Source organism: Mycolicibacterium phocaicum, from assembly GCF_010731115.1.
GTDB lineage: Bacteria > Actinomycetota > Actinomycetes > Mycobacteriales > Mycobacteriaceae > Mycobacterium > Mycobacterium phocaicum.
The window spans coordinates 3,227,849-3,251,885 of record NZ_AP022616.1 but is presented as its reverse complement, the minus strand read 5'-3'; the positions used below and the strand labels follow the sequence as shown (position 1 = coordinate 3,251,885).

Here is a 24,037-nt window from a genome sequence, read left to right as displayed (position 1 = left end):
GTTGGTCAGGCCGCGGCGAACGCGCGGCACATGAGTCGTCCGTAGAACTCACCGAGACTGTCTGCGTCCCAGTCGTTTTCGGGGTCGAGCAGGGACCGGACCGCGGCCTCGCTGGAGGACACGAACAGTTCGGTCAGTATCGGCATCTTGCGATTGAGGTCGGTGGTCTGCCACCACGTCGTCAACGCCGGTGCGATCCAGCGCGAAGAACTTCTCGCGAGCGCGCGGCGGGTCTCGGCGACCATGTCGGCGACCGCCGGGTCGGCGTGCGCCAGGTAGACGAAACGCCAGGTGTCCGGTTGGTCCTCGACGGCATGTAGCAGCGCGCGGTACCCGTCGATGAATGCGGCTTCCGGGTCGTCGCCGCGGCCGGTGTGCAGGGCGGCCAGCAGGGTCTCGCGCAGCGACTCGCCCTCGCGATCCAGCAGCGCGGCCAGGAGTTCCACCCGGTCCTTGAAGCACGAGTAGATGACCGGACGGGTGACGCCGAGGTGGGTGGCCACGGCGCCGATGGTCACCGCAGCCGTGCCGGATTCCGCGGCGATCTGCAGTGCGGCATCGAGGATCTGCGGACGGCGGCGCTCCGGGCCCAGATGGGCGGCCCGCTCCCGGGGCTTCGTTGCGGCGTCGGTGGCCATGAACTGAATGTAGCAGGATTATTCTTGTTTGAATAATTTTTCTTCATACTTGTAGGATCGCTGGTCATGACCATGCTCAACCCGCACAAGCCGGACTTCGCCGACTTCGACGAGCGGACCCGGCAGATCTTCAGCGCCACCATCGAGTTCTTCGAGAGCCACGGCAAGGCCTGGCTGACGCAGCAGGACCGCGACCGCGTCTGGTTCGCGGAGTTCATCGAATTCCTCAAGAAGGAACGGGTGTTCGCGACCTTCCTGACGCCGGCATCGGAGGCAGGCGGTGACCCCGACAAGCGCTGGGACACCGCGCGCAACGCGATGTTCAGCGAGATCCTGGGCTTCTACGGCATGCAGTACTGGTACGTCTGGCAGGTCACGATCCTGGGCCTCGGCCCCATCTGGCAGTCGTCCAACACCGCGGCCCGTCGGCGCGCCGCCGAGCTTCTCGAGGCCGGTGAGATCTTCGCGTTCGGCCTCTCCGAGAAGGAGCACGGCGCCGACGTGTACTCCACGGACATGGTGCTGACTCCGGTCGGCGACGACTACCGGGCGAACGGTGGCAAGTACTACATCGGAAACGGCAACCTGGCGCGGATGGTGTCGGTGTTCGGCCGCCGTGCCGACAAGCCGATCCTGGACAGTTCGACAGCGCTGGACGGCGGCAAGCCCGACGAGGATTTCGAGGGGTATCTCTTCTTCGCGGCCGACAGCCAGCACGACGACTACAAGCTGCGCAAGAACGTCGTCAACGGCCAGATGTACGTGGCCGCTTTCGATCTGGAGGACTACGCGGTCTCCGCCGACGACATCCTGCATGCCGGCAAGGATGCGTTTCACGCCGCGATCAACACCGTCAACATCGGTAAGTTCAACCTGGGATTCGGCGCGATCGGCACGTGCGAACACGCGATGTACGAGGCGATCACGCACGCCGAGAACCGAATCCTGTTCGGGCAGCACGTCACCGAATTCCCGCAGATCCGCCGCATGCTCGCCGAGGCATATGTCCGGTTGGCCGGGATGAAGCTCTACAGCGAGCGGGCCATCGACTACATGCGGTCGGCGTCCGCGTCCGATCGTCGCTATCTGCTGTTCAACGCCATCGAGAAGATGACCGTCACCCGCGAGGGCGAGAAGATCGTCACGCTGTTGTCGGACACCATCGCCGCGCGCGGTTTCGAGAACGACATGTTCTTCCCGATGGCGCTGCTCGGGTCGGTCGGTCTGCCCCGCCTCGAGGGCACCGTCCACGTCAACATGGCCCTCTCGCTGAAGTTCATGCAGAACTTCATGTTTCGCCCGGCCGATGCGGGCCTGCTGGCGCTGCAGCAGCTTCCCGTCGAGTACTCGCCGAACGCGGCGACGCGGGCCGTGGCCAACAGTCTGCGGGCGGCGGGTTCGGCCGTGGTGCCGCAGATCGCGCGGATTCCCAGGGCCCCGAAGGCATTACGCACCGACGAGCTGCCGCACGTGGGCCGGTGCCGAGACTTCGTCGACGATGACTTCCTGTTCGCGCAAGGTCCCAGCCGCGGTCTGGGCCGGGTCGCGTTCGCGGACTGGCGCGGCATCCTTCAGGGGTTCGCGCATCTGCCGAACGTTGCGGTCTTCCTCAAGCAGGCCAATGGTTTCCAGACTCTGCTCGCGGCGGCCACGCCGACCGCCGCACAGCAGGACGACGTCGACTTCCTGTTCGCGATCGGTGAGCTGTTCACCCTGTTGCCCTACGCGCAGCTGATCCTCGAGCAGGCTGCCATCGAGGGCACCGACGACGACGTGCTGGACCAACTGTTCGAAGTTCTGGTCACCGACTTCTCCCGGCACGCCACCACGCTGCACTGCAAGACGACCGCCACCGCGGCGCAGAAGAAACTCGCGCTGGATCTGATCGCGGAACCGGTCGGCGACCCGGACCGCCTGGAGCGCATGGTCCGCACGGTGCGGGACCTGGCTGGTCGTTACGAGATGGCGCCCTAGTCGGACACGAACTGAGTTACGTAGGCACTCAACGGAACCAGCGAGATCCGGTCCAGTAGCTCTTGCGCCGCGGCGCGGTCCTGGGCCGTGCTCGTGCACTCGACACGGCCCAGCAGCCAGATGATCGGCGCGAGTGAACGGTGTTCGGTGACATTGGTGGGCAGTTCGCCATTCCAGCTCGGGCCCGTGATGGCATACGTCTGCGGCGTGGTCCAGGCGACGTGCTCGTCGGCGTCGTCGAAGACATCGGCGCGGCCGGAGAGCACCTGGAACAGATAGCCGCGGTCGGCGGAGTCCGGCAGGGTCAGTACCCAGGGCTCGGTGTTCACGTCAAGGAAGCGGTCGACGTACATGGCGTCGGTTGGGCTCGTGCGCATGAGCTGCTGAAGCGGGCAGCGCCTGGAGGCGGTCTCGCTCTCGGCGTGGTAGGCACGGCGTCCTGCCGGTCCGGCCAGGATCACCAGTGCGGCGACGGCGATGGACAACGTGCCGCACCACGGCAGGATGTCGGCTGCTGACATGACGGCCGTAGCTCCAATCCGGTTGGGGCCCAAGGTTTGTCGCGGGCCGGGTGCGGGGGTTCAGCAGGGCGCGCCGGGCGGCGTGTAGTACGGCACGCCCTCGTCTGTGTAGCAGGGAACTTCACCGGCGACATACGGGACGTGGGCCGCGGCGATGGCGGTGCCCACCGCGACGTCGCCCGCGATGTTGGTGCAGCCGCCGGCGGAGAAGTGGCGGCCACCGGCGCTGGCGCAGACGTCGGCGCCGGCGGTGGGGGCCACCACCAGTGGTGCCACGGCCAGTGCGGCGCCCATCACTGGGACGGACACCAGTGCGGTGATGCGTGGGGTCATGGTGCTCCTCGGGTTGCTGGAGACGAAACGGTCGCGCTTTGCTGAATTTGCGACGTGTGGGCGATGCAGTCGTCGACGGGCCGGCGCGACGCTGCGCCGGCCCATCATGAAGTTCGACTGTGCTGCACAGTACCGGTCCGTGTCTTGACATTTCGCGACAAATTTTTGACAGTTGGAGACATGTCGGTGATCCGGGGCTCGGCGCTCACCAGCTTCCATGAGTTGGTTGCTGAACTCGGCGGTGACAGTGACGCGTTCCTGGCGGCGGCGAACATCGCGAGCGGGGACGTCGGCCGTCACGATCGGTTCATCTCCCTGCCCAGCGGTGCGCAGGCGCTCGAGTTCGCGGCTGTGGCACTGCGCACTCCCGACTTCGGGCGTCGACTTGCGTTGCGCCAGAACATCGACATCCTCGGCCCGGTCGGTCTGGCGGCGCGCAACGCCGAAACGGTCGCCGATGCCTTCGTCATCTTCGACAAGTTCATGGCCGCGTACAGCCCGGCGATCGGTGCCCGCATCACTGTCCCCGTCGGTACGGACCTGCGCCGCTTCGAGTTCGAGTACCTCCTGGACCCGGCGCCGCCGCAGGCACAGGCCATCGAGCTCTCGCTCGGTGTCACGCTGCAGGTGTTGCGACTGTTCCTCGGCCCGGACTACCGCCCGATATCGGTGCACCTGCCGCACTCGGCACGTACCCCGGCCGACGAGTACCAGTCCTACTTCGGCTGCGCACCATCGTTCGGTGAACCGGTCGCCGGGTTCACGCTGCGCGCCGCCGACCTGGAGCGACCGTTGCGCACCGACCGGATTGCGCATCAGACGGCCATGGCCTACCTCATCAGTACCATCGGTGAATCCGAGCCTGCCACAACCCAATTGGTCCGCACCTTGGTTCGTCAGTTGCTACCCGGTGGCGCCGTGGGGCTGCAGGACATTGCCCGCCACGTCGGGCTGCATCCGAAGACGCTGCAGCGGCGGCTGTCGGCCGAGGGCGCGACGTTCGGCGACCTGGTCGACCAGACCCGCCGGGACACCGCACAGCGGCTACTGCTCGATACCGAGCTGACCCTCGACCAGCTCTGCCGCAATCTCGGCTATGCCGAGCAGAGCGTGCTCACCCGGTCGTGCAAACGGTGGTTCGGCACCACCCCCACGGCCTACCGGAACGGTCGGCGCTGACAACTCAGTCGAGCAACGTCCAGAGGCAGTAGCCGGAGAACTCGACCGAGGACGCCGTGGGCGCGACGTCGAAATGCAGTGTCTGGTCGGGTGCACCATCGATGGCCGCCGGCGCGCTGACGACACCGGCACTGATCACCGCGCGCTGCTCGACGTGGCAGCGGTTCCCGGGGCTGAGTGGCGTGCCACTCCATTTGCCGGACAACAGGTTTGGATTACGCATGCCCTGGCCGCGCAGCGCGATGACGGGGCCCGTGCTCCACCAGCGGTCGCTGGGTTCCGCGGGTAGGGCGACGGCCTGCCAACGCCCTTGGTGGCACTGCAGCGGGGTGTTGGCCCCGGCTGTGGGCGCCGGTGTCGTCGGCATGGTGGTGGCTTCGTCGGCTGTCGGCGGACATGGTTGATCCTGTTGGGGTGCAACGGGATCGGCCGCGCACAGCGGCGCCATCGCGGTCGCCAGGGCGACTGCGGCCATCATGACGGTCGTGCGGATCATGGCTACAACTTCGTGAGGTCGGTCTTCATCAGCATGACGTTGTACTCACTCCACAATGACAGGTTCCAGTACAGATCGGTACCGGTGCCCAGGGTTGACGGCGACCAGGGCTGCATCATGGGGGCGTAGATGCCGCCGTTCTGCTGCGGCATCAGCACGGTGGCGGCGGACCACGTGCCTTCGGGCCTGTCGGCGGTGCGCAGCACGATGTTGTTGAACTGGTCGCCGTAGAGCGTCACGTACTTGCCCAAAGTCGGGTTGTACTGCACCGACATCTCGCTGACCTGGTTGCCGGGCTTGCCGATACCGCACGCCCCGGTGTCCCTGCCGAACACCACGCCGGCCTTCGACGGATCCTTGTACCAGCCCTGTTTGATCGCGCCGATGCCGAACCAGCCACCCGCACTGCCCTTGTTGTAGTACTCGTATTTGGACGCGTCGAGGATGTCGGCCTCGGCTACCCGCGAGATGTACGCGGCGCCGCCACGCCCATTCGGGGTGCCGTACGAGTAGACGTAGCCATCGCCGGGGCGAACCAGGGCCGCCTGCTGGAAATTGGCGTTGCCGCCCCAGTTCTGGCGGACGCTCTGCGGTGCGATGGTCCAGTTCTCGCCGTTGTCGGTCGAGTACGCCATCGCCGAATAGTTCGTCGTCCACTGGCCGGGGGCGCCCCACTGCTTGACCGACATGAAACTCAGGTACTGGGTGGCGCCGAACTGGGTACCGGGTGTCGGCACCGAGATGCCCGACGTCGGGATCAGCGTCACTCCGGACGGCAGGCCCGCGGGGAGCTTGGCGGGCAGGATGATCTGGCGTGCCGTCGTCGGCGACGACAGCGGGGTACCGCCGAACATGTTGCCGTTGAACCACTGGCCGGCCGGGATCGAAATGCCGTCGGCGAGATTGGCATCCGACGAGCGGAACAGGATGTTGTTCAGCCAGTTGCCGGTCATGTTGGGGCCGCTGAAGGTGTCGCCGAATGCCATCAGCACCTGGTGCTCGTTGATCGGGGTGCTGGGATCGTCGGCGATTCCGTTGTCCCACGCGGTGCCGACATCGGTGCCCCACACGCCGAACCGCGAGTAGGTGTCGTTGGGGGCGAAGTTGCCTGTCACCCAGTCGACGAAACTCGTTGATGGACTGAGCTGTAGACCCGGCGTGGGCCAGGCCGGCCGGGGGTTCATGATCGTGGTGAGCGCGGCCATGGGGTTGCTCAGCACCTGGCCGGTGGTGGTGAGTGCGCTGACGACGTTCTGCGGCTTGATGGCCGTCAGAAGGTTGTCGATCTCCTTGCGGGCAAAGGCCAGGACCGTCCACGCCAGCGTGGGCTGGGCGGGACTCCCCATCGGGTTGAACGCCCAATTCAGCGCGCCGGACACGGCTTTCATCACAGCCGCCACCGGGTTCAGCGCCTTGGCGGTGGGTGCAGTGACGTTCGGGGTGAGCAGGTTCGTCGTCGCGGCAACGGGTGTCGGCGACGCCGTCACGGCGCTGGCGGTGACCTTCATGACCGTCGGTGCGACGGCGGCGACGCTGACCGGCTTGGGCGCCGTCGCGGTCTGCCGGCCGGCGACCGGCTTGACTGCGGCGGTCGGGTCCGGGGTCACCCGTGGGCGTTTCGGGGTTTTCGGGCCCGCGGCGGCCGGTGCGGCGTCGTTGGCGTTGTTGTTCTTCGGCTGGTTCGCGCGATCACGGCCCTTGCCGGGCGCCTTGGCCGGTTTGTCGGTCTTGGGGTCGGGCGGGGTCTCGGCCTTGGGATCGGACGCGCTGTCGTCGGTGGTGCCCGCGGCCGGCGTCCCGGTCTTGTCGTCGTCCTTCTTGGGCCGCGGTTTGTCGCGACGCGGTTTGGCGGGGCTCCCTGACGTGCCGGACGCCCCGGCGGTTTCGCCTGTCGCGGACGCCGCTGCTGGGCCTGTGGACGCTCCGGTGTCGGTCTGGTCGGCCCACGCGGCGCCCTGCCCAGACGCGATCGCGGTGCCGATGCCGAGTGCGACGGCGAGCCTGCCGACCCGGCCGATGTAGCGTGCGGCGCTCATCGTTTCTCCCTGCTGTTCCAGCTAATTAACCTATGGAACAACATCGGCTCGGGCCGCGGGAGATTTTCGACGGGGTTGTTTCCGTCTCGATACGTCAGTGGAGCAGACCGGCTTCGCGGAGCGCGTCCTCGTACAACTCGATGGCGTGATCGATGCCGCGATCGACCCAGCTGTCCACGAACGCCACCCGGTCCGCGATCAGCTGGATTCCGGTGGCCCAGCGCTCGAAATCTCCAGCGCGGCGCAGCATGTCGATCTGAACCCGGGTGCCCTTGACGTGGATGAAGCCGCCCAGCTCCGTCGTCTGCGGGCGCAGCACCGTGACGTCGAAACCTTCGATCCGGCCGTCGTCGACGAGTGCCTGCAGGTAGCCGCGGGCATCGCGCAGCGCCGCGAGGGCCTGCAGTTCCCGTCCCGGGGTGGGCAATCCCCAGGCAATCCAGATTCCGGTCTCGGACATGGCGCCTTACGCTACGCGCGAGCCGAGCAGTCGGCGGGGAAGACGCGGGCGGCGCATGGTGCGCGCCACCCATTCGCCGAGGGTCACCCCGGCAGCCAGCGTGCAGCCCACCATGACGGCGGTGAACAGATTGGAGATGGCCGCCAGGGTCTGCCCGGCCATGATCTCGGATAGCCCGCGGTAGACCGCGAGACCGGGCACCAGTGGCGTGATGCCGGCGACGGCGACGATGATCGGCGGGACGACGGCGCGGCGGGCCAGCAGGCCACCGGCCAGACCGACGACGGTGGCGGCGACCGCGGACGCCACGATCGGGCCCAGCCCCGCGTTCAAGATGGATCCGACCAGCCCCGCGCCGACAGCACCTGACGCGAATGAGGTGGTCAGCGCCTTCGGTGACGCGTAGCTGGCCAGCGCGAAGGCGGCGGACGCGAGACCACCGGTGAGCACCATGATCGGCAGCGGTGCATAGGGGAGCACCTCCTGCTGCATGGGCGGCAGGCTGGCGCCGAGGGCGGAGGTGAGTCGCAGCGCGATGCCCACGCCGCCGACCAGGCCTGCGGTATAGACCATCACCTCGATGAACCGGCCGGCCGCCGTGACGGGCGCACCCGTGATGGCGTCCTGCACCGAACCGACGAGCGACAGTCCCGCCATGAGCACGATGATGCCGGACACGATGATGCGGTACGGCGCGACGACGGCACTGTGTTCGATGGCCAGCTTATAGATGAACGCCGCCGGGACCGTCGCCATGAAACCGCCCATGACCTGCTGGAAGAAGTAGGGCAGGCCGAGCTTGCCGAGAGCGACGTTGGTGCCGTAGATCGCGGCGGTGGTGACGAACGAGACGACGGCGAGTGTCGGGCTGCCGCCGAGCATGAGCGTCACCGCCGCCGCCATGAGTGCCCAGCCGGACAGCGCGACCTTGCGTGAATACGGATGGTCGGCGGCGACGATGTGGTCCAGGGCCGCGCGGGCGGGCTTGAGGCCGAGGTGTCCGCGGCCGATCTGCCGCAGCAGCGTGTCCACCTGTTCGAGGCGCGTGTAGTCCAGCGAGCGGTATTTCACCGTGCGCATGTAGTTGGTCGGCGGCAGGCCGGGACCGCGCCGGGCGGATACGTGGATGGCGTTGTAGGTGACGTCGACGGCGCAGTCCGGCAGGCCGTATGTCGCGGCGACGAAGGCGATCTGCTTGCTGGTGTCGATGGCGCCGGTGCCCGAGTCCAGCAGCACCTCCCCCACGTTCATGGCCAGCTCGACAACCTCGGTGACCGCACGTTCGTCGCTCAGGTCGACGGGCTGCGCCGGCACGATGACGGGCAGGCCCGCGGTGTCGGCGGTGGACGGCCGGTCACCGAGAATGCGGCGTCGAGCGGCGGCGACGCGGTCGCGCAGTGTCACAACAGAATCGTAGGTCCCACAACTGCCCACTCTTCGCCGTGTGCCAGATCACTGCCGGGCGGCGTTCGGTTGGCCGCGTGCCCGCCGACTACACCTTGCGGAACGTTTTCAGAGGGAGTCGTGCGTTGGGGGACCTTGGGCCGGGTGGCCGGCTGTGGCGTCGTGCCGCTCGCTGGTGGCCGGTGCTGGTGGCGTTGGCGGTCACGATTGCCCTCGTGATCGGCGGGCAGTGTTGGCTGGCCGCCGGATGGGGCGGGCCGCGGTGACCGGGCGCCCGCTGGCACTGCCGACCTAGGATTGAGGTCGAGTTGGGGGCGAGGGGGACTGAGAAATGACCGATGATCCGGTGATCGCACAGTTGGTGCAGGCCGTCGAGCAGAGCCCCGACGCGCTGGCCCTGCGCCTGCACCTGGCCGCGATGCTGGCCGACCGGGGCCGGCACGCCGAGGCGCTGGCGCATTGTGGTGCGGTACTGGCCGCCGACCCGACCGACACCACCGCGCAGAGCTTGTTGCAGCAGTGCACCGCGGCACTTGCCGCCCCGGTACCCGTAGCTGAACCCGAAGTGCCGCAACCGAAGTCATCGTTCGACTGGGATGCGGCCGAAGACCAGGTGTCCGACATCGTCAAGCCCGCTTTTGTCGACGAACCGGCGCAGGCGGTGGGAGAGGACGACTTCGAGGCCGTCACCCGCAGCGGGGTCCGGCTTGCTGATGTCGGCGGCATGGACGCCGTCAAGAAGCAGCTCGAACTCTCGCTACTCGGGCCACTGCGCAACCCCGAGCTGATGAAGGCCTACAAGATGTCGGCTCGCGGCGGGCTGCTGCTCTACGGGCCGCCCGGGTGCGGGAAGTCGTTCATCGCCAAGGCGGTGTCGGGCGAGCTGGGGGCGAACTTCTACCAGGTCGGCATCGCGGACGTGTTGCACCGCTGGTTCGGGGAGAGCGAACGCAGTATCCGCGCGGTCTTCGACACCGCGCGGCGTAACGCGCCGTGTGTGCTGTTCTTCGACGAGGTTGACGCCCTGGGCCACCGCCGGTCCGCGCTGAGCGGTACGTCCGGTATTCGAACCATCGTCAATACCCTTCTGGAAGAACTGGATTCAGCCTCGGCGAGCAACGACGGCGTGTACATTCTGGGCGCCACCAACGCGCCGTGGGATGTCGATGCGGCGCTGCGCCGGCCGGGCCGGTTCGACCGAATGGTCTTCGTCGGGTTGCCCGACACCGCGGCCCGGGCCAGCATCGGGCGACTGCATCTGCAGGACCGGCCGATCGAGGGCATCGACCTGTCCGCACTGGCGGCTCGCACGGCGGGCTTCTCGGGCGCGGATCTGGCGCACGTCTGTGACACCGCAACGCAATTGGCGATGGCCGACTCGCTACAGAGCGGGCAGGTCCGGCCGGTGCGGATGTCCGATGTGGAGGCCGCGCTGCGCCAGGTTCGTCCGTCGACAGGTCCCTGGTTCGATACGGCACGGAACGTCGTGGAATTCGGCAATCGCGACGGCACCTACGACGAACTCGCCAAGTACCTGCGTCGCAACAAGATTCGGTGACAGCCGAAGCTGTCGATGCCGCGCTGCAGCAGGCGCGGGTGTACCTCGACGTCGACAACCATCAGCGGGCCCGAGAAGTGCTGGCCGCTGCGCTGTCGATGGCGCCGGACCATCCGGCACTGCTCATCTTCGATGCCCAGGCCGCCATCGGGCTCGGCGACTACATCGGCGCCGAGCGCCGGCTCTATGCGGCGCTGAAATCGGCTCCTGACAACGAGCACGCGATCCGGTTGTACGCGTTGGCGCTTCGCGGGCAAGGCCGGTGGCACGAGGCGAAATGGATGGCCTGGCGCGCGGTATGCGCCGACCCGAACGAGTATCGAACCCACCTGGTGTACGCCCACATCCTGTCGGATGAAGGCTGGCTGGATGCCGCGCTGGCCGAGGTGACCGAAGCGATCCGGCTGGAACCCTCAGATCCCGATCTGTTCGTGTTGCGCGGGAACATCTTTCGGAAGCAGTCGCGCACCGCCGAATCGGATGCGGACTACACCGCCGCGCTGCGGTTGCAACCCGATCACGCCATCGCGACGCACAACTTGGCAGTCAACCGGATGGCGCGGGGACGGCTACTGGGCGCGCTGCAGGGCTTCCTCGGCGCCGGCACGCTCGACCCCACCCTCGGTGGTCTGGCACGCAGCAACATCGCGCTCGCGATGGCCCGGTGGCTGCGGTGGTGTACCGCGGGAGTGTTGTTCCTGGTGTGGCTGCTGCTCGTCACGGCGGCCCCGGGCAACACCCTGGGTGTCGGACCCCGGCTCGGGATCGCGGCGGCGACCATCGGCCTTGGCGCTGCACTCGGAAAGCTGGTGGTCACCGTCGGGCGCCGGACCTTGGCGTCGGCGCTGAAAAGCCGGCCACTGCTGGCGATGCGCCTTGTGGTCGTTGTCGTCGCGGTGGTCCTGGGGGCGCTGACGGTCGTCAGCCGCCGGCAGTTGGAGGTGGTGCAGATCGGCGCTCCGATGCTGCTCATCGTCACGCTCGTGCTGGCCTGGGTAGGGCGATTCACGCGGCAGTAGGCGAATCGAAAGCCGCATCGTCTCAGTACGACTGGCCATTGGCGTATCGCTCGCGACGGAAGTGGCGGCCGTTGCCGCGGTTGCGGCTCTTGTACGTCGGCAGCTGGGAGTCGCAGTTCGGGCAGACTAATCGCAGGTTCTCGCGTCGGTTGTTCGTCGGGTCGCCGTCGATGTGGTCCAGTACGAGCGCCAGCGGCAGGTCCTGCCAGGTTGTGTCTCCGCCGCAGATCGCGCAGCGGCCGTACTGGGCGGCGGCGAGGTGTTGCCGGACGTAGTGATCCTGGCGAGTGCCGAGGAACACCTCTCCGGTCTCGAGCCACCGTTTCGTGCTGGCGTCGCGGCGAGCCGATCCCTGGCATGCGTTACTGCAGTAGAACTTCTGGCTGCGCTTCGAGAGTGGATTACCGCAAGCGAGACATGACCGCATGAGCGGACGTTACGACGGGCCACCGACAAGTGGTCGCTTCCTTTTGGAGCCTCCCGTCGGGATTGAACCGACGACATCCGCTTTACAAGAACGGCGCTCTACCACTGAGCTAGGGAGGCATGCGGTTCGAGAAACCTCGAACCGCCCCGAATCCTAACCCGTCAGCTTCACTGGCCGGATATCGGCGGGTCCTGCCCATTCTGGTCGACGACTTGCCGCGCGGCTGCGGCCTTGGCGGCTCGCTTGCCGCGTTGGCGGCTCAGGGGGATGCGTCCGGCGATGTTGCTCAGCGGATTCACCGCGTCGTTGAGGACGAGCACCGCGTCGTACAGCTTGTCGACGGTCGGGGCGAGCCCGGCGAGCACGGGCGCCAGCTGGTTGAGATTGTCGACGACGTCGTTCAACTTCATCAGGGCGCCGTCGGGTGCGGTGAGGACGTCGATGGCGCCGCCCTCGTCGAGCAGCCGTTCGGCGATGCCGCCCTCGCTCAGCAGGCGGTCCACCAGGCCGCCGTCGGAGAGCATCTTGTCGACCGGCCCGCCATCGCCGAGGAGGCGGTCGGCGATGCCGTCGGCACGCAGCACCCGGTCGACGACGCCGTTGTCGGCCAACAGCCGGTCGGCGATACCGCCTTCGCCGACCAATCGGTCCGCGATGCCCTCCGGGCGAAGGACCCGGTCCACGATGCCGCCATCGGCGAGCATCTGTTCCACGACGCCGCCCTCGGCGAGCCCGCGGTCGGCCACCCCACCCGGGGCGAGCACGCGGTCGAGGATGCCGTCGGTGGACAGCACACGGTCGACGACGCCGCCGTCGGCCAGGACGCGGTCGGCGGGGCCGCCCGGTTCGAGCAGCCGGTCGACGATGCCGCCCGAACTCAGCAGCCGGTCGACGACACCGCCGTCGGCGAGCACGCGGTCCGCCGGTCCGTCCTTGGCGATCAGGCGGGCGGCGATGCCCTCCTCGCTGAGTACCCGATCGACGACACCGTCGGGGGCGAGCACCTGTTCGGCGAAGCCGCCCGGGGCGAGCACGCGGGACAACGCGCCGTCGTCGGATGTCAATTGGTCCAGCAGGCCGCCGTCGAGGGTCAGCCGATCGATGACGCCGCCCGGTGCCAGGGCCCGGGTCACGGCGCCACCCTCGGCGGTCAGGCGGTCGAGGAGGCCGCCGTCCTGGCTGATCTGATCGACCAGGCCACCCGGGCGGAGCAACCGATCGAGCACACCGCCCGGTGCCAGCGCCCGGCCCAGCGGAGCGTCGTCGTCGACCAGGCGGGTGAGGCGGCCGGCCCGGCTCAGCGTGTCGTCGAGGCCGAGCATGGACATGACGGGCGAACCCACGCTGGTGTCGCCGAGCGCGTGTTGCACGGTGGACAGCGTGCCGCTGGCGATCTCCAGACCGGCGCTGGCGATCTTCAGCGGCGCCGCGGCCAGGTCTGACAGGGCTTTACCCAAATCCATCGGCCCAGTGTATGGCGCCGGTCACATCTGATGTGACCGAGATGCGGGAGGTCTGGCAAATGGCTGTACGACTCACAGCATCTTCACAGTCACCAGGCAGGGAGGATTTAAGGCCTGCGAGGACCATGGCTGCATGGCCATGGCTGCAGTTCCTGAGGCGACCCCCGAAGCGCGGATTCTCGTCGTGGACGACGAGACCAATATCGTCGAGCTGTTGTCGGTCAGTCTGAAGTTCCAGGGCTTCGAGGTGCACTCCGCCTCCAACGGCCCCGCCGCGCTCGACAAGGCCCGCGAGGTCAAGCCCGATGCGGTGATCCTCGACGTGATGATGCCCGGTATGGACGGCTTCGGCGTGCTGCGCCGGATGCGCGCCGACGGTATCGACGCGCCCGCGCTCTTCCTGACCGCCCGCGACAGCCTGCAGGACAAGGTGGCCGGCCTGACGCTCGGCGGCGACGACTACGTCACCAAGCCGTTCAGCCTGGAAGAGGTCGTGGCCCGGCTGCGGGTGATCCTGCGTCGCACGGGCCGCGGGGTCGAAGAGCCGCGCAGCGCCCGGCTGACGTTCGCCGACATCGAGCTCGACGAGGACACGCACGAGGTGTGGAAGGCCGGCGAACCGGTGTCGCTGTCGCCCACCGAGTTCACGCTGCTGCGCTACTTCATCATCAATGCGGGCACGGTGCTGTCGAAGCCCAAGATCCTCGACCACGTGTGGCGCTACGACTTCGGTGGCGATGTGAACGTCGTCGAGTCCTATGTGTCGTACCTGCGCCGCAAGATCGACACCGGTGAGAAGCGCCTGCTGCACACGTTGCGGGGTGTCGGTTACGTGCTCCGCGAGCCGCGCTGAGACATTTTTGGCGGGGCATCACCAACAATGGAGTGATGACACGCCACCTGGGCGAGCGCAGCGACGGGACATGGCGCGGTACACGCGGCATTCCGCTGCGGGTGGGGCTGGTCGCCGCGACCGTGCTGCTGGCGGCCCTCGGCCTGCTGGCCTCCGGCGTCGCCGTCACCTCGATCATGCAGCACAGCCTGATCAACCGCGTCGACGAGACGCTGCTCGACGCGTCGCGCAGCTGGGCGCAGGAACCGCGGCGCATCCCGGCCACCCCGATCGAGGGCCCGAATCCGGCGCGGCCGCCGTCGAACTTCTACGTGCGCGGCATCGACCCTGACGGCCGGGTGTGGATCGCTGTCAACGACAACGACGCGCAGCCGGCGCTGCCGGACAGCAATGACGTCGGCCCGGTGCCGACGACGGTCGGCTCGATCCACCATTCCGACGTGAAGTGGCGGGCCATGACGGTGCGCGGCCCGGACGGGGAATTGACGACGGTCGCGATCGACCTGTCCGACGTGGCGTCGACGGTGCGGGCGCTGGCCTGGTCGCAGGTGGGTATCGGTGCCGCGGTGCTGCTGATCCTGGGCATCGCCGGGTACGTCGCGGTGCACCGCAGCCTCCGGCCGCTGGACGAGGTGGAGCGCACTGCCGCGGACATCGCTTCGGGTCAGCTCGACCGTCGTGTGCCCGAGCGGGACTCCCGCACCGAGGTCGGCCGATTGTCGTTGGCGCTCAACGGAATGCTGGCGCAGATTCAGAACGCCGTGGCCTCGTCGGAACAGTCGGCAGAGTCGGCGCGGACTTCCGAGGAGCGGATGCGCCGCTTCATCACCGACGCCAGCCACGAGCTGCGGACGCCGCTGACCACCATTCGCGGCTTCGCCGAGCTGTACCGGCAGGGTGCTGCCAGCGATGTCGAGATGTTGATGAGCCGCATCGAGAGCGAGGCCCGGCGCATGGGTCTGCTGGTCGAGGATCTGCTGCTGCTCGCGCGGCTGGACCAACAGCGGCCGCTGGAGCAGCGGCCCGTCGACCTGCTGATCCTGGCCACCGACGCCGTGCACGACGCGCGGTCCATCGCGCCGCAGCGGTCGGTGTCGCTGGAACTCTTGGACGGCCCCGGTACCCCGGAGGTCCTGGGCGATGAGGCCCGGCTGCGCCAGGTGCTGGGCAACCTGGTGATGAACGCCGTGCAGCACACGCCGGAGTCCGGCGGCATCACGGTGCGCGTCGGCACGATCGACGGTGACGCGGTGCTCGAGGTCTGCGACCAGGGCCCTGGCCTGTCGGCCGAGGACGCCCACCGCATCTTCGAGCGCTTCTACCGCACGGACTCGTCACGCACCCGGACCAGCGGTGGCACGGGCCTGGGGCTCTCGATCGTCGACTCGCTGGTGCGGGCGCACGGCGGCGTCGTCACCGTGACGACCTCGCCGGGGCAGGGCTGCCGATTCACCGTGCGCCTGCCGCGGATCGGCGGCGCGGCCGGCTCTGCCGAATCAGCCGACGGTGCCGAGGGCGGCGATGATCTTGGCCTGAGCCTCGTCGAGTGATTCGGGCGACGGGTTGCGGTCGACGTTGGCGAACCCGAAGTCGGACAGGTTGCGGGCCGGGAACACGTGGACGTGCAGGTGCGGCACCTCGAGCCCGGCGATGATGACGCCGGCCCGCTCGGTGTCGAAGGCGGTGCACACCGCGCGGCCGATCTTCTGCGACACGGCCATCACCTTGCCCCACAGCTCGGGGTCCACGTCCTGCCAGTTGTCCACCTCGGCCCGGGGCACGACCAGAGTGTGACCCGGCGTCATGGGCTCGATGGTGAGGAACGCGACGACGTCGTCGTCCTCGTAGACGAATCGGCCCGGCAGGTCGCGGTTGATGATCATGGTGAAGACGGACGGCATGGGTCCAGCCTATTGCTCGACGCGGGTGCCGGATAGCCAGGGCTCGATGTGGCCGGCGAAGGGACTGTCGCCGATGGTCTCGTAGTCCTGCTGAAAAGCGTCCGCCGTCAAGTGCTTTCGCGGATTGCGGCCGGTCCCGACGAATCCCGCGAGCTCGAAGTCGAGGGCCGCGGACAACGACCTGTTGCCGCCGAAGTAGACGGCGCGTTTGACGGCCGCGATGGCGTAGGGGGAGCGGCGGGCCAGGCGCTGCGCGGTGGCCTGCACGTCGTCGAGCAATCCCTGGGCAGGCGCGAGCCGGTGCACGATGCCGGCGTCGAGCGCCTCGCGCGCGGTGAGCGGGCGGCCCTCCAGCATGTGCTCCAGCGCGGCGGACATGCCGAGCATCGCCGGAAGTCGTTGGCTCCCACCGCCTCCCGGTACCAGGCCGGCCAGAATCTCGATCAGGCCGATGCGGACCCGGTCGGCGTCGGCCGCGATGCGCAGGTCGCAGAACAGCGCGAGTTCGAACCCACCGCCGAGGGCCGTGCCGTTGATGGCCGCGAGGTAGACGACGCCCGACCGGTTCATCCGGGTGATGGTCCGCTTGAGGATTGCGCTGTAGACGATGCCGGTGCCCCAGTCGCCGCCGCGGGTCTCGGTGGCCCTGAGCAGGGCGGGCACGCGCATGGCGGCGTTGTTGAGCTTGATGGACCACGTCACCGCGCGTGACGGCAGCGGCGGCGTCGCCATCTGGAAGAACAGTTGCACCTGTTCGGGTTCGGAGTGCGAGATGAACTTGTCTCCGGTGCCGGTCAGGATGACGGCGCCGACCGACGGGTCCCGATCCGCGGCCCGGGTCAGCCGGTCCATGTCCTTGACGAGCCGCAGCGACAGGAAGTGGTTGGGCGGGTCGTCGAACCGCGCGGTCAGGACGCGGCCGTCCTGCTGCAGCGTCAGGGTTTCCAGGTTCAGCTCGGCGGTGCGTACCGGGGCTCGTCGTGGCACGGCGTCTTCCTAGGCGTTGACGGTCTGGACCAGGGCGGGGATGGGCCCGTCCGGCACGATGGTGAGAGGCGCGGTGATGGGGAACGTGGCGTTGCGCGACGTCAGCCGGCAGTGCCGGACGATCGACGCCAGTTCCAGGGTTGCGGCGGTCAGGGCGAAGAACTCGCCGATGCACGACCGCGGCCCACCGCCGAACGGCAGGAACTGCCACTGCATCCGGGAGCGGCCGCCGCTGAACCGATCGGGATCGAATTCCAGTGGGCGGTCCCACAATTGGGGGTCGCGGTGCATGGCGTAGACGCCGACCATGAGCATGCTGCCCGCATCGACGCGGAAGCCGTCGACGGCCATGTCCTGCCGGGCGATCCGCATCACGGCGGGAGTCGGGCCGCCCAGGCGCAGGGCCTCCTGGATGACGCTGACGGTGTACGGCAGATGGCTGCGCGGATTGGTCCGCAGCGCGGCTTCGTCGACCGCGGCGACCTCGGCCGCCACCCGGTCGAAGATCTCGGGATGACGGCCCAGCGCCCACAGTGCGTAGGCGAGCGTCGTCGCGGTGGTCTCCAGTCCCGAGGCCAGGAAGATGACGAGTTCGTGGCAGATTTCCTCGTCCGTCAACGGTTCTGACGTCTCGGGGTCGCGGGCCTCCATCATGGCGCGGACCAGGGGAGCGCTCAGCTGCGGATCGGTGCGGCAGTCCTGCAGGATCTGGGCGGCGAGATCGTGTGCGACCTTGTTGAACCTGACCGCGAAGCGGCGCTCCCTGGTCGGCACCCAGCTCGGCAGCTTCACCGGGGCGCGGCCCCGGTCGGCGATGTACTTGCTGATCCGGCGCAGTGGATCGACCAATTCGTCTGTGTACGAACCGGGTTCGAAGCCCATGATGGTGCGGCCGAGCACCCGCATGGTGATGCGCCGGCTCTCCTGGTCGAGGTCGATCTCGGACCCGTCGCGCCACGAGGTCGCGGCGTCGGTGGCGATGTCATACATCTGCTCGTTGAGCTCGGCGATGCGCGCGGTGGTGAACACCGGTTGCAGCATGCGGCGCCGCCCGACCCACTCCTTGTGGCTGAAATTCAGCAGCGAGCCGCCGTTGAGCTTCTGTTGTTCCGTCATGAACGGGAAGTCGCGGTCGACGGCCGGGTACGTGGCGGTCAGGACGTCGCGGGCACCCTGCGGCGACGTGACGGCGATGATCGGCGGCATCATCCACTTCGGCGCGATGCGCACGGTGGTGACGGGCCCGCCGGCGTCACGGAACGTCTCACATCCGCTGTGCGCCAACTGGATTGCGGCGATGCGCTCGCGCAGACTCAGAGGCACGTCGGGGGCGAGGGGCAGCCGGGCGACGTCCGGTGCGTCGGTTGACACGGTCGGCTCCTGTTGTCAGATGTCGTACCGGACACCGGTGTGGTGTTCGGCGGCAACCCAATTCGCGGTCATCAGGGCCTGGTCGGTGGCCGCGCGGCCGGCCTTCGCCGGCGCCGGTAGCCCGCGCATGCCGAAGAATCGGTCGGGTCCGTAATAGCCACCGCCGGCGACGTCATCCGCGGCGGCGGCGTAGGTGATCGAGAGGGCCGCGACGTCGGCCGGCTGGCCGATGGCCCGGCACGAGGCGCGCCACGAGAGGTCGCCCCACTTGCGGCCCGAGTGCATGCCGGCGTCGGTGTCGGCCCAACCGGGTTGTGCGGATATCGATTTCACCGTGCTGCCGGCTGCCGTCAGGCGCCGCTGCAGTTCATTGGCGAACAGCAGGTTGGCCAGCTTGGCTTGGCAGTACCCGTCGAAAGCGGAGTAGCGACGGGTCCGCCATCCCGGATCGGCGGGCATGAGCCTGCCGAATCCCGGCCGCCCGACGAACTCGTGCGCGCGGCTGGTGACGACCACGACCCGGTCGGTGATCCGGTCCAGCAGTTGGCCGACCAACGCGAAGTGCCCGAGATGGTTGATGCCGGTGTGCAATTCGAAGCCGTCGACGGTCAGGCCGTACGGCACGTGGCACACCCCGGCCAGCGCGACCACGGTGTCGACGGGTCCGCATGCGGCCGCCGCGGACTTCACGGAGTCCAGGTCTGCCAGATCGAGGTGCAGAGTCTGTGCGGCAGGACCGATTTCGGCGGCGAGGGCCGCGGCCTGCTCCGGGCGGCGGCAGGCCAGGATCACCTGGGCGCCGGCGGCCGCCAGATGCCGCGCGGTGGCGGCACCGAGACCGCCGTTGGCGCCGGTGATCAGAACCGTGCGGCCCGTCTGGTCAGGGACATGTGCGTCGAGCCAGTCTTTCGCGACTTTGGTGGCACTGGCGCCAGTCGACCGCGCCATCTAGCCGCGGGCCCACTTGGGCTGGATGAAGACACCTTCGGCTTCGATGGTGACGCCCTGGTCGTCGGCGATGTGGGCGACCCCGTAGGCCTTGAAACCCTCGGTGCGCACGATGCGGGCCTCGGCCCGCAGCTTGCCCAGCGGCGTGGGACGCACGTACTTCACGTTGATGGTGCCGGTGAACCGGGTGGTGCCGTCGTTCGATGCGACCTCACCCAGCACGTGGTCCAGGATCATGGCGCAGACGCCGCCGTGCGCGTGGTTGGGCGGGCCCTCATAGGCGGCGCCGAGGGAGAATTCGGACCACACATAGTCGGTTGCTTCGAGCACGACCGTCAGCGGCGGCGCGACCGGGTTGCGCAGGCCCACAACGGCATTGGTCCACGGCAGCCACTCGCCTTCGGTGGTGAAGCGCAGGCCCCAGGTCTTCTCCAGTTGCTTGGAGCGCAACCGCGCGGTGGCCGACTCGATTTCGGCTTTCGCGGCCGCGATGGTGTCGGCATCGGCATCGCTGCGGGCGGTCGCGTCCATCAGTTCGCGGACGGACTGGGTCAGCGGCTCGAATACGGAACGGAGGCGCTGCGCTTCCTCCGGGCTGAGGGTGTCGGTGCTGAAGTCGAGCATGCCGCTACTAGAACATGTTCTACCGGATGCTGTCGAGCCCAGAGTTTGCTGTGATGGCAGTCGGTGGTTTGCCACAGCGGCAGGGTTCACCGAACTGACTGCGCGGTCAAGGGCCCGATCCACCGCATCGGCAAATGGTGTTCGAAACGCTGTTATCGGTTGTGCGCCAACGCCGTTCCGACTGTGATGGGGGTTACATCGATACTTGCCGTGAGCAATTATTGAAACAAGTTCTAACTAGTTCGCTAAATCCATAATTAACGCTGCTGACGTGGATATTTACGTTGATGGAATATAGACCGCGGTCGATTTGCGTGCTACAAACTATTGCCGTTAGTTGCTGAAATCAGCACAACGAAGAACAGCCATGCCGTTATGTCCGCGCGCACACGACAGTTCTGGGCAGTCCGCGGATTGCGCGGTGCCACAAGCGGACGTCGTTGCCGAGGAGGACAAGAACCTTGACCAATCCCGTAGTCGTTGCGTATGCGCGGACCCCGTTCACGCGTTCGCTGGTAGGTGGACTGGCCAACGTTTCTGAGTTCGACCTGGCGAGCACCGTGATCCGCGAGGTGATCAACCGCTCGGGTGTCGACCCCGAACTGATCGACAACATCGTGCTCGGTGAGGTGCTGCAGGGCGGCGGCTGTATCGCCCGCTACTCGGCCCTGGACATGGGACTGCCGCTGGACACCCCCGCGGTCGCGGTCGGCGGCTGGTGCGCGTCGGGAATGATGGCGATGCACCAGGCGGTGGCGACCATCAAGGCGGGCATGGGCAAGTGCGTCATCGCCGGCGGTCTGAACACGCCGTCGGCGTCGCCGCTGGCCGGTCCGCACTTCGCGGCTACGGGGATCACCGACACCCAGATCGCCCCGATGCATCCGGGTATCGGTGAGATGCCCGCGCTCGACCTGGCCCGGACCCTCGGTGAAGGCACCGCGCGGCAGTTCGGCCTGACGCGTGAAGAGGTCGACGAGTGGTCGGCCCGGGCGCATACGCTGGCCTCCGATGCGATCGAGGGCGGCGTCCTGGATGCCGAGAAGGTTGCGGTAACCGTCGACGGCACAGAGGTTTTCGCCGACGAGCTGCCATGCCGCGAATTCAACATGACCAACCTGTCCGCACTGACGTCGTTCCTCGGTGAGGACTGCACGGTGACGCCCGGCAATCAGACGGGCCTGACCGACGGCGCCGCCGCGATGATGATCTGTGACCCGGACTTCGCGTCATTGCACGGCCTGACACCGTTGGCCGAGATCATCGGCTGGTCGGTCGTGGGCTCCGAGCCCGAGCGCGCCACCGACGCGGCGATCACCGCCACCCGGCGGGCCCTCGACGGCGCCGGCATCAGCACCGCGGCCGTCGACCTCTACGACGTCCACGACTCCTACGCCTCGATCGGCATCGCCTACGAGCGCTCGCTGAACATCAGCCGCGACCGGCTCAACGTGCATGGCGGCGGCCTGGCACTCGGCCACCCCTATGGCGCCTCCGGTACCCGCGTGGCCGGCACCTTGATCAACGAACTGCAGCGCCGCGGCGGCGGCATCGGCGCGGGCGCGATCGTCAGTGCGGGTGGCCTCGGCGCCGCCGTCGTGCTCAACGTCTTCCCGCCGGCGGCATGATGCTCGATCTGATCTCGCGCGTGGTGATCGCCGCGCCCAAAAGGATTCTCCTTGCCACTGTGGTGCTGATGTCGCTCTTCGGCATCCTGTCCGCGCCCGTCGCGGACCTGCTCGGCGCAGGCGGCTTCACCGACCCCGACGCCCAGTCCAACCGCGCCAACAAGGTGCTCACCGAAGAGTTTCACCGCGGCTTCGTCAACCTCAACCTGCTGGTGCAGGCGAAGGAACCGGTGGCCTCGGCGCCAGTGCGCGCGGCGGTCGACCGGCTGGTCACCGAGCTGCGCGGCACCGAGCACGTCGCGCGGGTGCTGTCACCGTTCGAGGCGCCCGACCCGGTCGCGGCCGGTCTGGTCAGCAAGGACGGCCGCTCCGCGCTGGTCATCGCGTTCATGGACGGCAACGAGACCACCGGCATCGCGTCCTCGACCACGTTGGTGGAACGCTATGTCGGGCAACGTGATCCGGGGCTGACCATCTCGGCGGGCGGTCCGGGAGCCGTGTATTCCGCGGTCAACGAGCAGAGCCGGCATGACCTGACGCTCAGCGAGGCAATCGTGCTGCCGCTGACGTTCCTGGTGCTGGTGTGGGTTTTCGGTGGTGTCGTTGCAGCGCTGGTGCCGCTCGCAGTCGGGGCGTTCGCGATCTCGGGTTCCGTTGCGATTCTGCGGGTTCTGGCCGAGTTCGTCGACGTCTCGGTGTTCGCGCTCAACCTCGCCGTGGCACTGGGGCTGGCCTTGGCGATCGACTACTCACTGCTATTGGTGAGCAGGTACCGCGAGGAGATCGGCGACGGCTCCCACCCCGACGAGGCGTTGCGGCGCACCATGCGCACCGCCGGCCGGACGGTGGTGTTCTCGGCCGCGACGGTCGCGCTGTGCCTCGCGACCATGGCGGTCTTCCCGATGTACTTCCTGCGGTCGTTCGCGTACGGCGCGGTGTCGGTGGTGGCCATGGCGGCTCTTGCCGCGCTCGTCATCACGCCTGCTGCCATCCGGCTGGCTGGCAAGCGGATCGGCAAGCCGGGCCAGCGTGGCCCGCTCACCGAATCCCGTTGGTACACCTGGACACACGCCGTCATGCGCCGGCCTCGCATCGCGGCGGCCGTCACGTTGATTCCGCTGGTGATCGTCGGACTGCCGTTCCTCAACATCAAATTCGGCTTCCCCGACGACCGCATCCTGCCGACCACATCGTCGGCCCGGCAGGTGGGTGACCACATGCGCAGTGACTTCACGCAGGACGCCGGCCTGCCGGTGCACATCGTGCTGTTGCACGGCAACGGAACGCGAGACAATGCTGCCATCGACGCCTACGCCGCGGAGTTGTCCAAGGTGCCGACGGTGGTGGCCGCGGCCGGGCCGGGTGCCACCTATGCCGGTGGACGCGCGATCGGACCCGCCGGCCACGAGGCCGGGACCGGGAAAGACGCCAGCTTCCTGACCGTGACCACCACGACGCTGCCGTTCAGCGCAGCGTCGGACGAAGCGCTGGACCGGCTGCACGCCGTGCCGCCGCCGGCCGGGATGACGCCACTGTTCACGGGAGCCGCGCAGTCCAACCGCGATGGCGTCGAGGCCATCGCAAGCCGGGTGCCGACCATGCTCGGGTTGATCGCGGCGGTGATGTTCGTCCTGCTGTTCCTGTTGAGCGGCAGCGTGATCATCCCGCTGAAGGCGTTGGTGCTCAACGCCTTGTCGCTCACCGCGACGTTCGGGGCGCTGGTGTGGATCTTCCAGGAGGGGCACCTGGGCGGGCTGGGCACCACGGTGGTGGGCACTCTGGTGTCGACCATGCCGGTGTTGATGTTCTGCGTCGCGTTCGGGCTGTCGATGGACTACGAGGTGTTCATCATCGCCCGCATCCGCGAATTCTGGCTCGCCTCGGACAGATCCGATGCGGCCGGCCGCGAATCGGTGGCTCTCGGTCTGGCCGGCACCGGCCGCATCGTCACTGCCGCGGCGCTCGTCATGGCGATTACTTTCGCCGGACTGGTGGCCTCCCAGGTGTCGTTCCTGCGCATCTTCGGGTTCGGGCTGGCGGTCGCGATCCTGGTGGACGCCATCGTGATTCGCACTGTCCTGCTACCGGCCGTCATGGTGCTGCTGGGCAAGGCCAACTGGTGGGCGCCCGCGCCGCTGGCTCGCCTGCATGCCCGCATCGGGCTGAATGAGGTTGCACCGTGCAGCAATTCGTCGGTTCCAGCGGAAGTCGGGTGAT

General features: G+C 67.9%; 22 protein-coding genes and 1 tRNA gene. 8 read left to right on the top strand and 15 right to left on the bottom strand.

Annotated features, from left to right (window positions below; genetic code table 11):
• Nucleotides 1-5: 5 nt before the first annotated feature.
• Nucleotides 6-638, bottom strand: coding sequence for a TetR/AcrR family transcriptional regulator (locus G6N46_RS15740; RefSeq protein WP_138247808.1), 633 nt, complete (start codon nt 636-638; stop codon nt 6-8).
• A gap of 66 nt (nt 639-704) precedes the next feature.
• Here G6N46_RS15740 and G6N46_RS15735 point away from each other — a divergent pair, with 66 nt between their 5' ends.
• On the top strand, nt 705-2,612 hold the full coding sequence (locus G6N46_RS15735) for an acyl-CoA dehydrogenase family protein (protein WP_138247809.1): 1,908 nt from the start codon (nt 705-707) through the stop codon (nt 2,610-2,612).
• Here the strand turns inward: G6N46_RS15735 and G6N46_RS15730 are convergent.
• Together G6N46_RS15730 and G6N46_RS15725 are read right to left on the bottom strand one after the other, a co-directional pair.
• The gene (locus G6N46_RS15730; RefSeq protein WP_138247810.1) at nt 2,609-3,133 is read right to left on the bottom strand and encodes a DUF1254 domain-containing protein; all 525 of its coding nucleotides are present in this window, start codon (nt 3,131-3,133) and stop codon (nt 2,609-2,611) included. The two genes, G6N46_RS15735 and G6N46_RS15730, sit on opposite strands and share 4 nt — an antisense overlap.
• Nucleotides 3,134-3,193: 60 nt before the next feature.
• Nucleotides 3,194-3,466: a hypothetical protein gene (locus G6N46_RS15725; RefSeq protein ID WP_138247811.1), complete on the bottom strand. Its 273-nt coding sequence runs from the start codon at nt 3,464-3,466 to the stop codon at nt 3,194-3,196.
• A 180-nt stretch (nt 3,467-3,646) separates the two neighbouring features.
• Between G6N46_RS15725 and G6N46_RS15720 the strand changes: the two genes are divergently transcribed.
• Nucleotides 3,647-4,645, top strand: a complete 999-nt coding sequence (locus tag G6N46_RS15720; RefSeq protein WP_138247812.1) for an AraC family transcriptional regulator — start codon at nt 3,647-3,649, stop codon at nt 4,643-4,645.
• Nucleotides 4,646-4,649: 4 nt separating this feature from the next.
• On the opposite strand, the gene G6N46_RS15715 is transcribed toward G6N46_RS15720, so the two are convergent.
• The 4 genes from G6N46_RS15715 to G6N46_RS15700 form a co-directional block, all read right to left on the bottom strand.
• Entirely contained in the window at nt 4,650-5,141 is a 492-nt protein-coding gene (locus G6N46_RS15715; RefSeq protein ID WP_138247813.1) for a hypothetical protein, read from the bottom strand.
• A 2-nt stretch (nt 5,142-5,143) separates the two neighbouring features.
• Nucleotides 5,144-7,177: a glycoside hydrolase family 183 protein gene (locus G6N46_RS15710; RefSeq protein WP_138247814.1), complete on the bottom strand. Its 2,034-nt coding sequence runs from the start codon at nt 7,175-7,177 to the stop codon at nt 5,144-5,146.
• Nucleotides 7,178-7,271: 94 nt separating this feature from the next.
• Nucleotides 7,272-7,637: a hypothetical protein gene (locus G6N46_RS15705; protein ID WP_138247815.1), complete on the bottom strand. Its 366-nt coding sequence runs from the start codon at nt 7,635-7,637 to the stop codon at nt 7,272-7,274.
• A gap of 6 nt (nt 7,638-7,643) precedes the next feature.
• Entirely contained in the window at nt 7,644-9,041 is a 1,398-nt protein-coding gene (locus G6N46_RS15700; protein WP_138247816.1) for a threonine/serine exporter family protein, read from the bottom strand.
• Nucleotides 9,042-9,372: 331 nt separating this feature from the next.
• On the opposite strand from G6N46_RS15700, the gene G6N46_RS15695 reads away from it, so the two are divergent.
• Together G6N46_RS15695 and G6N46_RS15690 are read left to right on the top strand one after the other, a co-directional pair.
• Nucleotides 9,373-10,599: an ATP-binding protein gene (locus tag G6N46_RS15695; protein WP_138247817.1), complete on the top strand. Its 1,227-nt coding sequence runs from the start codon at nt 9,373-9,375 to the stop codon at nt 10,597-10,599.
• On the top strand, nt 10,596-11,618 hold the full coding sequence (locus G6N46_RS15690; RefSeq protein WP_138247818.1) for a tetratricopeptide repeat protein: 1,023 nt from the start codon (nt 10,596-10,598) through the stop codon (nt 11,616-11,618). The genes G6N46_RS15695 and G6N46_RS15690 overlap by 4 nt, the downstream gene beginning before the upstream one ends.
• Nucleotides 11,619-11,640: 22 nt before the next feature.
• Here the strand turns inward: G6N46_RS15690 and G6N46_RS15685 are convergent, their stop codons facing one another.
• The 3 genes from G6N46_RS15685 to G6N46_RS15675 all read right to left on the bottom strand — a co-directional run bounded on the left by G6N46_RS15685 (nt 11,641) and on the right by G6N46_RS15675 (nt 13,508).
• On the bottom strand, nt 11,641-12,045 hold the full coding sequence (locus tag G6N46_RS15685) for an HNH endonuclease (protein ID WP_064857333.1): 405 nt from the start codon (nt 12,043-12,045) through the stop codon (nt 11,641-11,643).
• Between the two features lie 44 nt (nt 12,046-12,089).
• A tRNA-Thr gene (locus tag G6N46_RS15680) sits at nt 12,090-12,164 on the bottom strand.
• A gap of 48 nt (nt 12,165-12,212) precedes the next feature.
• Nucleotides 12,213-13,508, bottom strand: a complete 1,296-nt coding sequence (locus G6N46_RS15675; protein WP_064857334.1) for a hypothetical protein — start codon at nt 13,506-13,508, stop codon at nt 12,213-12,215.
• A gap of 133 nt (nt 13,509-13,641) precedes the next feature.
• On the opposite strand from G6N46_RS15675, the gene G6N46_RS15670 reads away from it, so the two are divergent.
• Both G6N46_RS15670 and G6N46_RS15665 read left to right on the top strand, forming a co-directional pair.
• Nucleotides 13,642-14,361: a response regulator transcription factor gene (locus G6N46_RS15670; RefSeq protein WP_020098732.1), complete on the top strand. Its 720-nt coding sequence runs from the start codon at nt 13,642-13,644 to the stop codon at nt 14,359-14,361.
• Between the two features lie 35 nt (nt 14,362-14,396).
• Nucleotides 14,397-15,911, top strand: a complete 1,515-nt coding sequence (locus G6N46_RS15665) for a sensor histidine kinase (protein WP_138247819.1) — start codon at nt 14,397-14,399, stop codon at nt 15,909-15,911.
• Here G6N46_RS15665 and G6N46_RS15660 read toward each other — a convergent pair.
• From G6N46_RS15660 to G6N46_RS15640, 5 genes are read right to left on the bottom strand one after another with little or no spacing between them, the layout of a single operon-like run.
• Nucleotides 15,858-16,262 (bottom strand): HIT family protein, encoded by a 405-nt coding sequence (locus G6N46_RS15660; RefSeq protein WP_064857336.1) that lies wholly within the window; start codon nt 16,260-16,262, stop codon nt 15,858-15,860. The genes G6N46_RS15665 and G6N46_RS15660 overlap by 54 nt on opposite strands.
• A gap of 9 nt (nt 16,263-16,271) precedes the next feature.
• Nucleotides 16,272-17,249 carry an enoyl-CoA hydratase/isomerase family protein gene (locus tag G6N46_RS15655; protein ID WP_138247820.1) on the bottom strand — a complete coding sequence of 326 codons (978 nt, stop codon included), beginning with the start codon at nt 17,247-17,249 and terminating at the stop codon, nt 16,272-16,274.
• Between the two features lie 9 nt (nt 17,250-17,258).
• Nucleotides 17,259-18,620, bottom strand: a complete 1,362-nt coding sequence (locus G6N46_RS15650; RefSeq protein ID WP_138247821.1) for a cytochrome P450 — start codon at nt 18,618-18,620, stop codon at nt 17,259-17,261.
• Between the two features lie 15 nt (nt 18,621-18,635).
• Nucleotides 18,636-19,568 (bottom strand): SDR family NAD(P)-dependent oxidoreductase, encoded by a 933-nt coding sequence (locus G6N46_RS15645; protein WP_138247822.1) that lies wholly within the window; start codon nt 19,566-19,568, stop codon nt 18,636-18,638.
• Complete coding sequence (locus G6N46_RS15640; RefSeq protein ID WP_064857339.1) at nt 19,569-20,192, bottom strand: PaaI family thioesterase; 624 nt, start codon at nt 20,190-20,192, stop codon at nt 19,569-19,571.
• 461 nt (nt 20,193-20,653) lie between these two features.
• On the opposite strand from G6N46_RS15640, the gene G6N46_RS15635 reads away from it, so the two are divergent.
• Nucleotides 20,654-21,820: a thiolase family protein gene (locus G6N46_RS15635; protein WP_138247823.1), complete on the top strand. Its 1,167-nt coding sequence runs from the start codon at nt 20,654-20,656 to the stop codon at nt 21,818-21,820.
• Nucleotides 21,820-24,036 (top strand): MMPL family transporter, encoded by a 2,217-nt coding sequence (locus tag G6N46_RS15630; protein ID WP_138247882.1) that lies wholly within the window; start codon nt 21,820-21,822, stop codon nt 24,034-24,036. The genes G6N46_RS15635 and G6N46_RS15630 overlap by 1 nt, the downstream gene beginning before the upstream one ends.
• Nucleotide 24,037 lies beyond the last annotated feature (1 nt).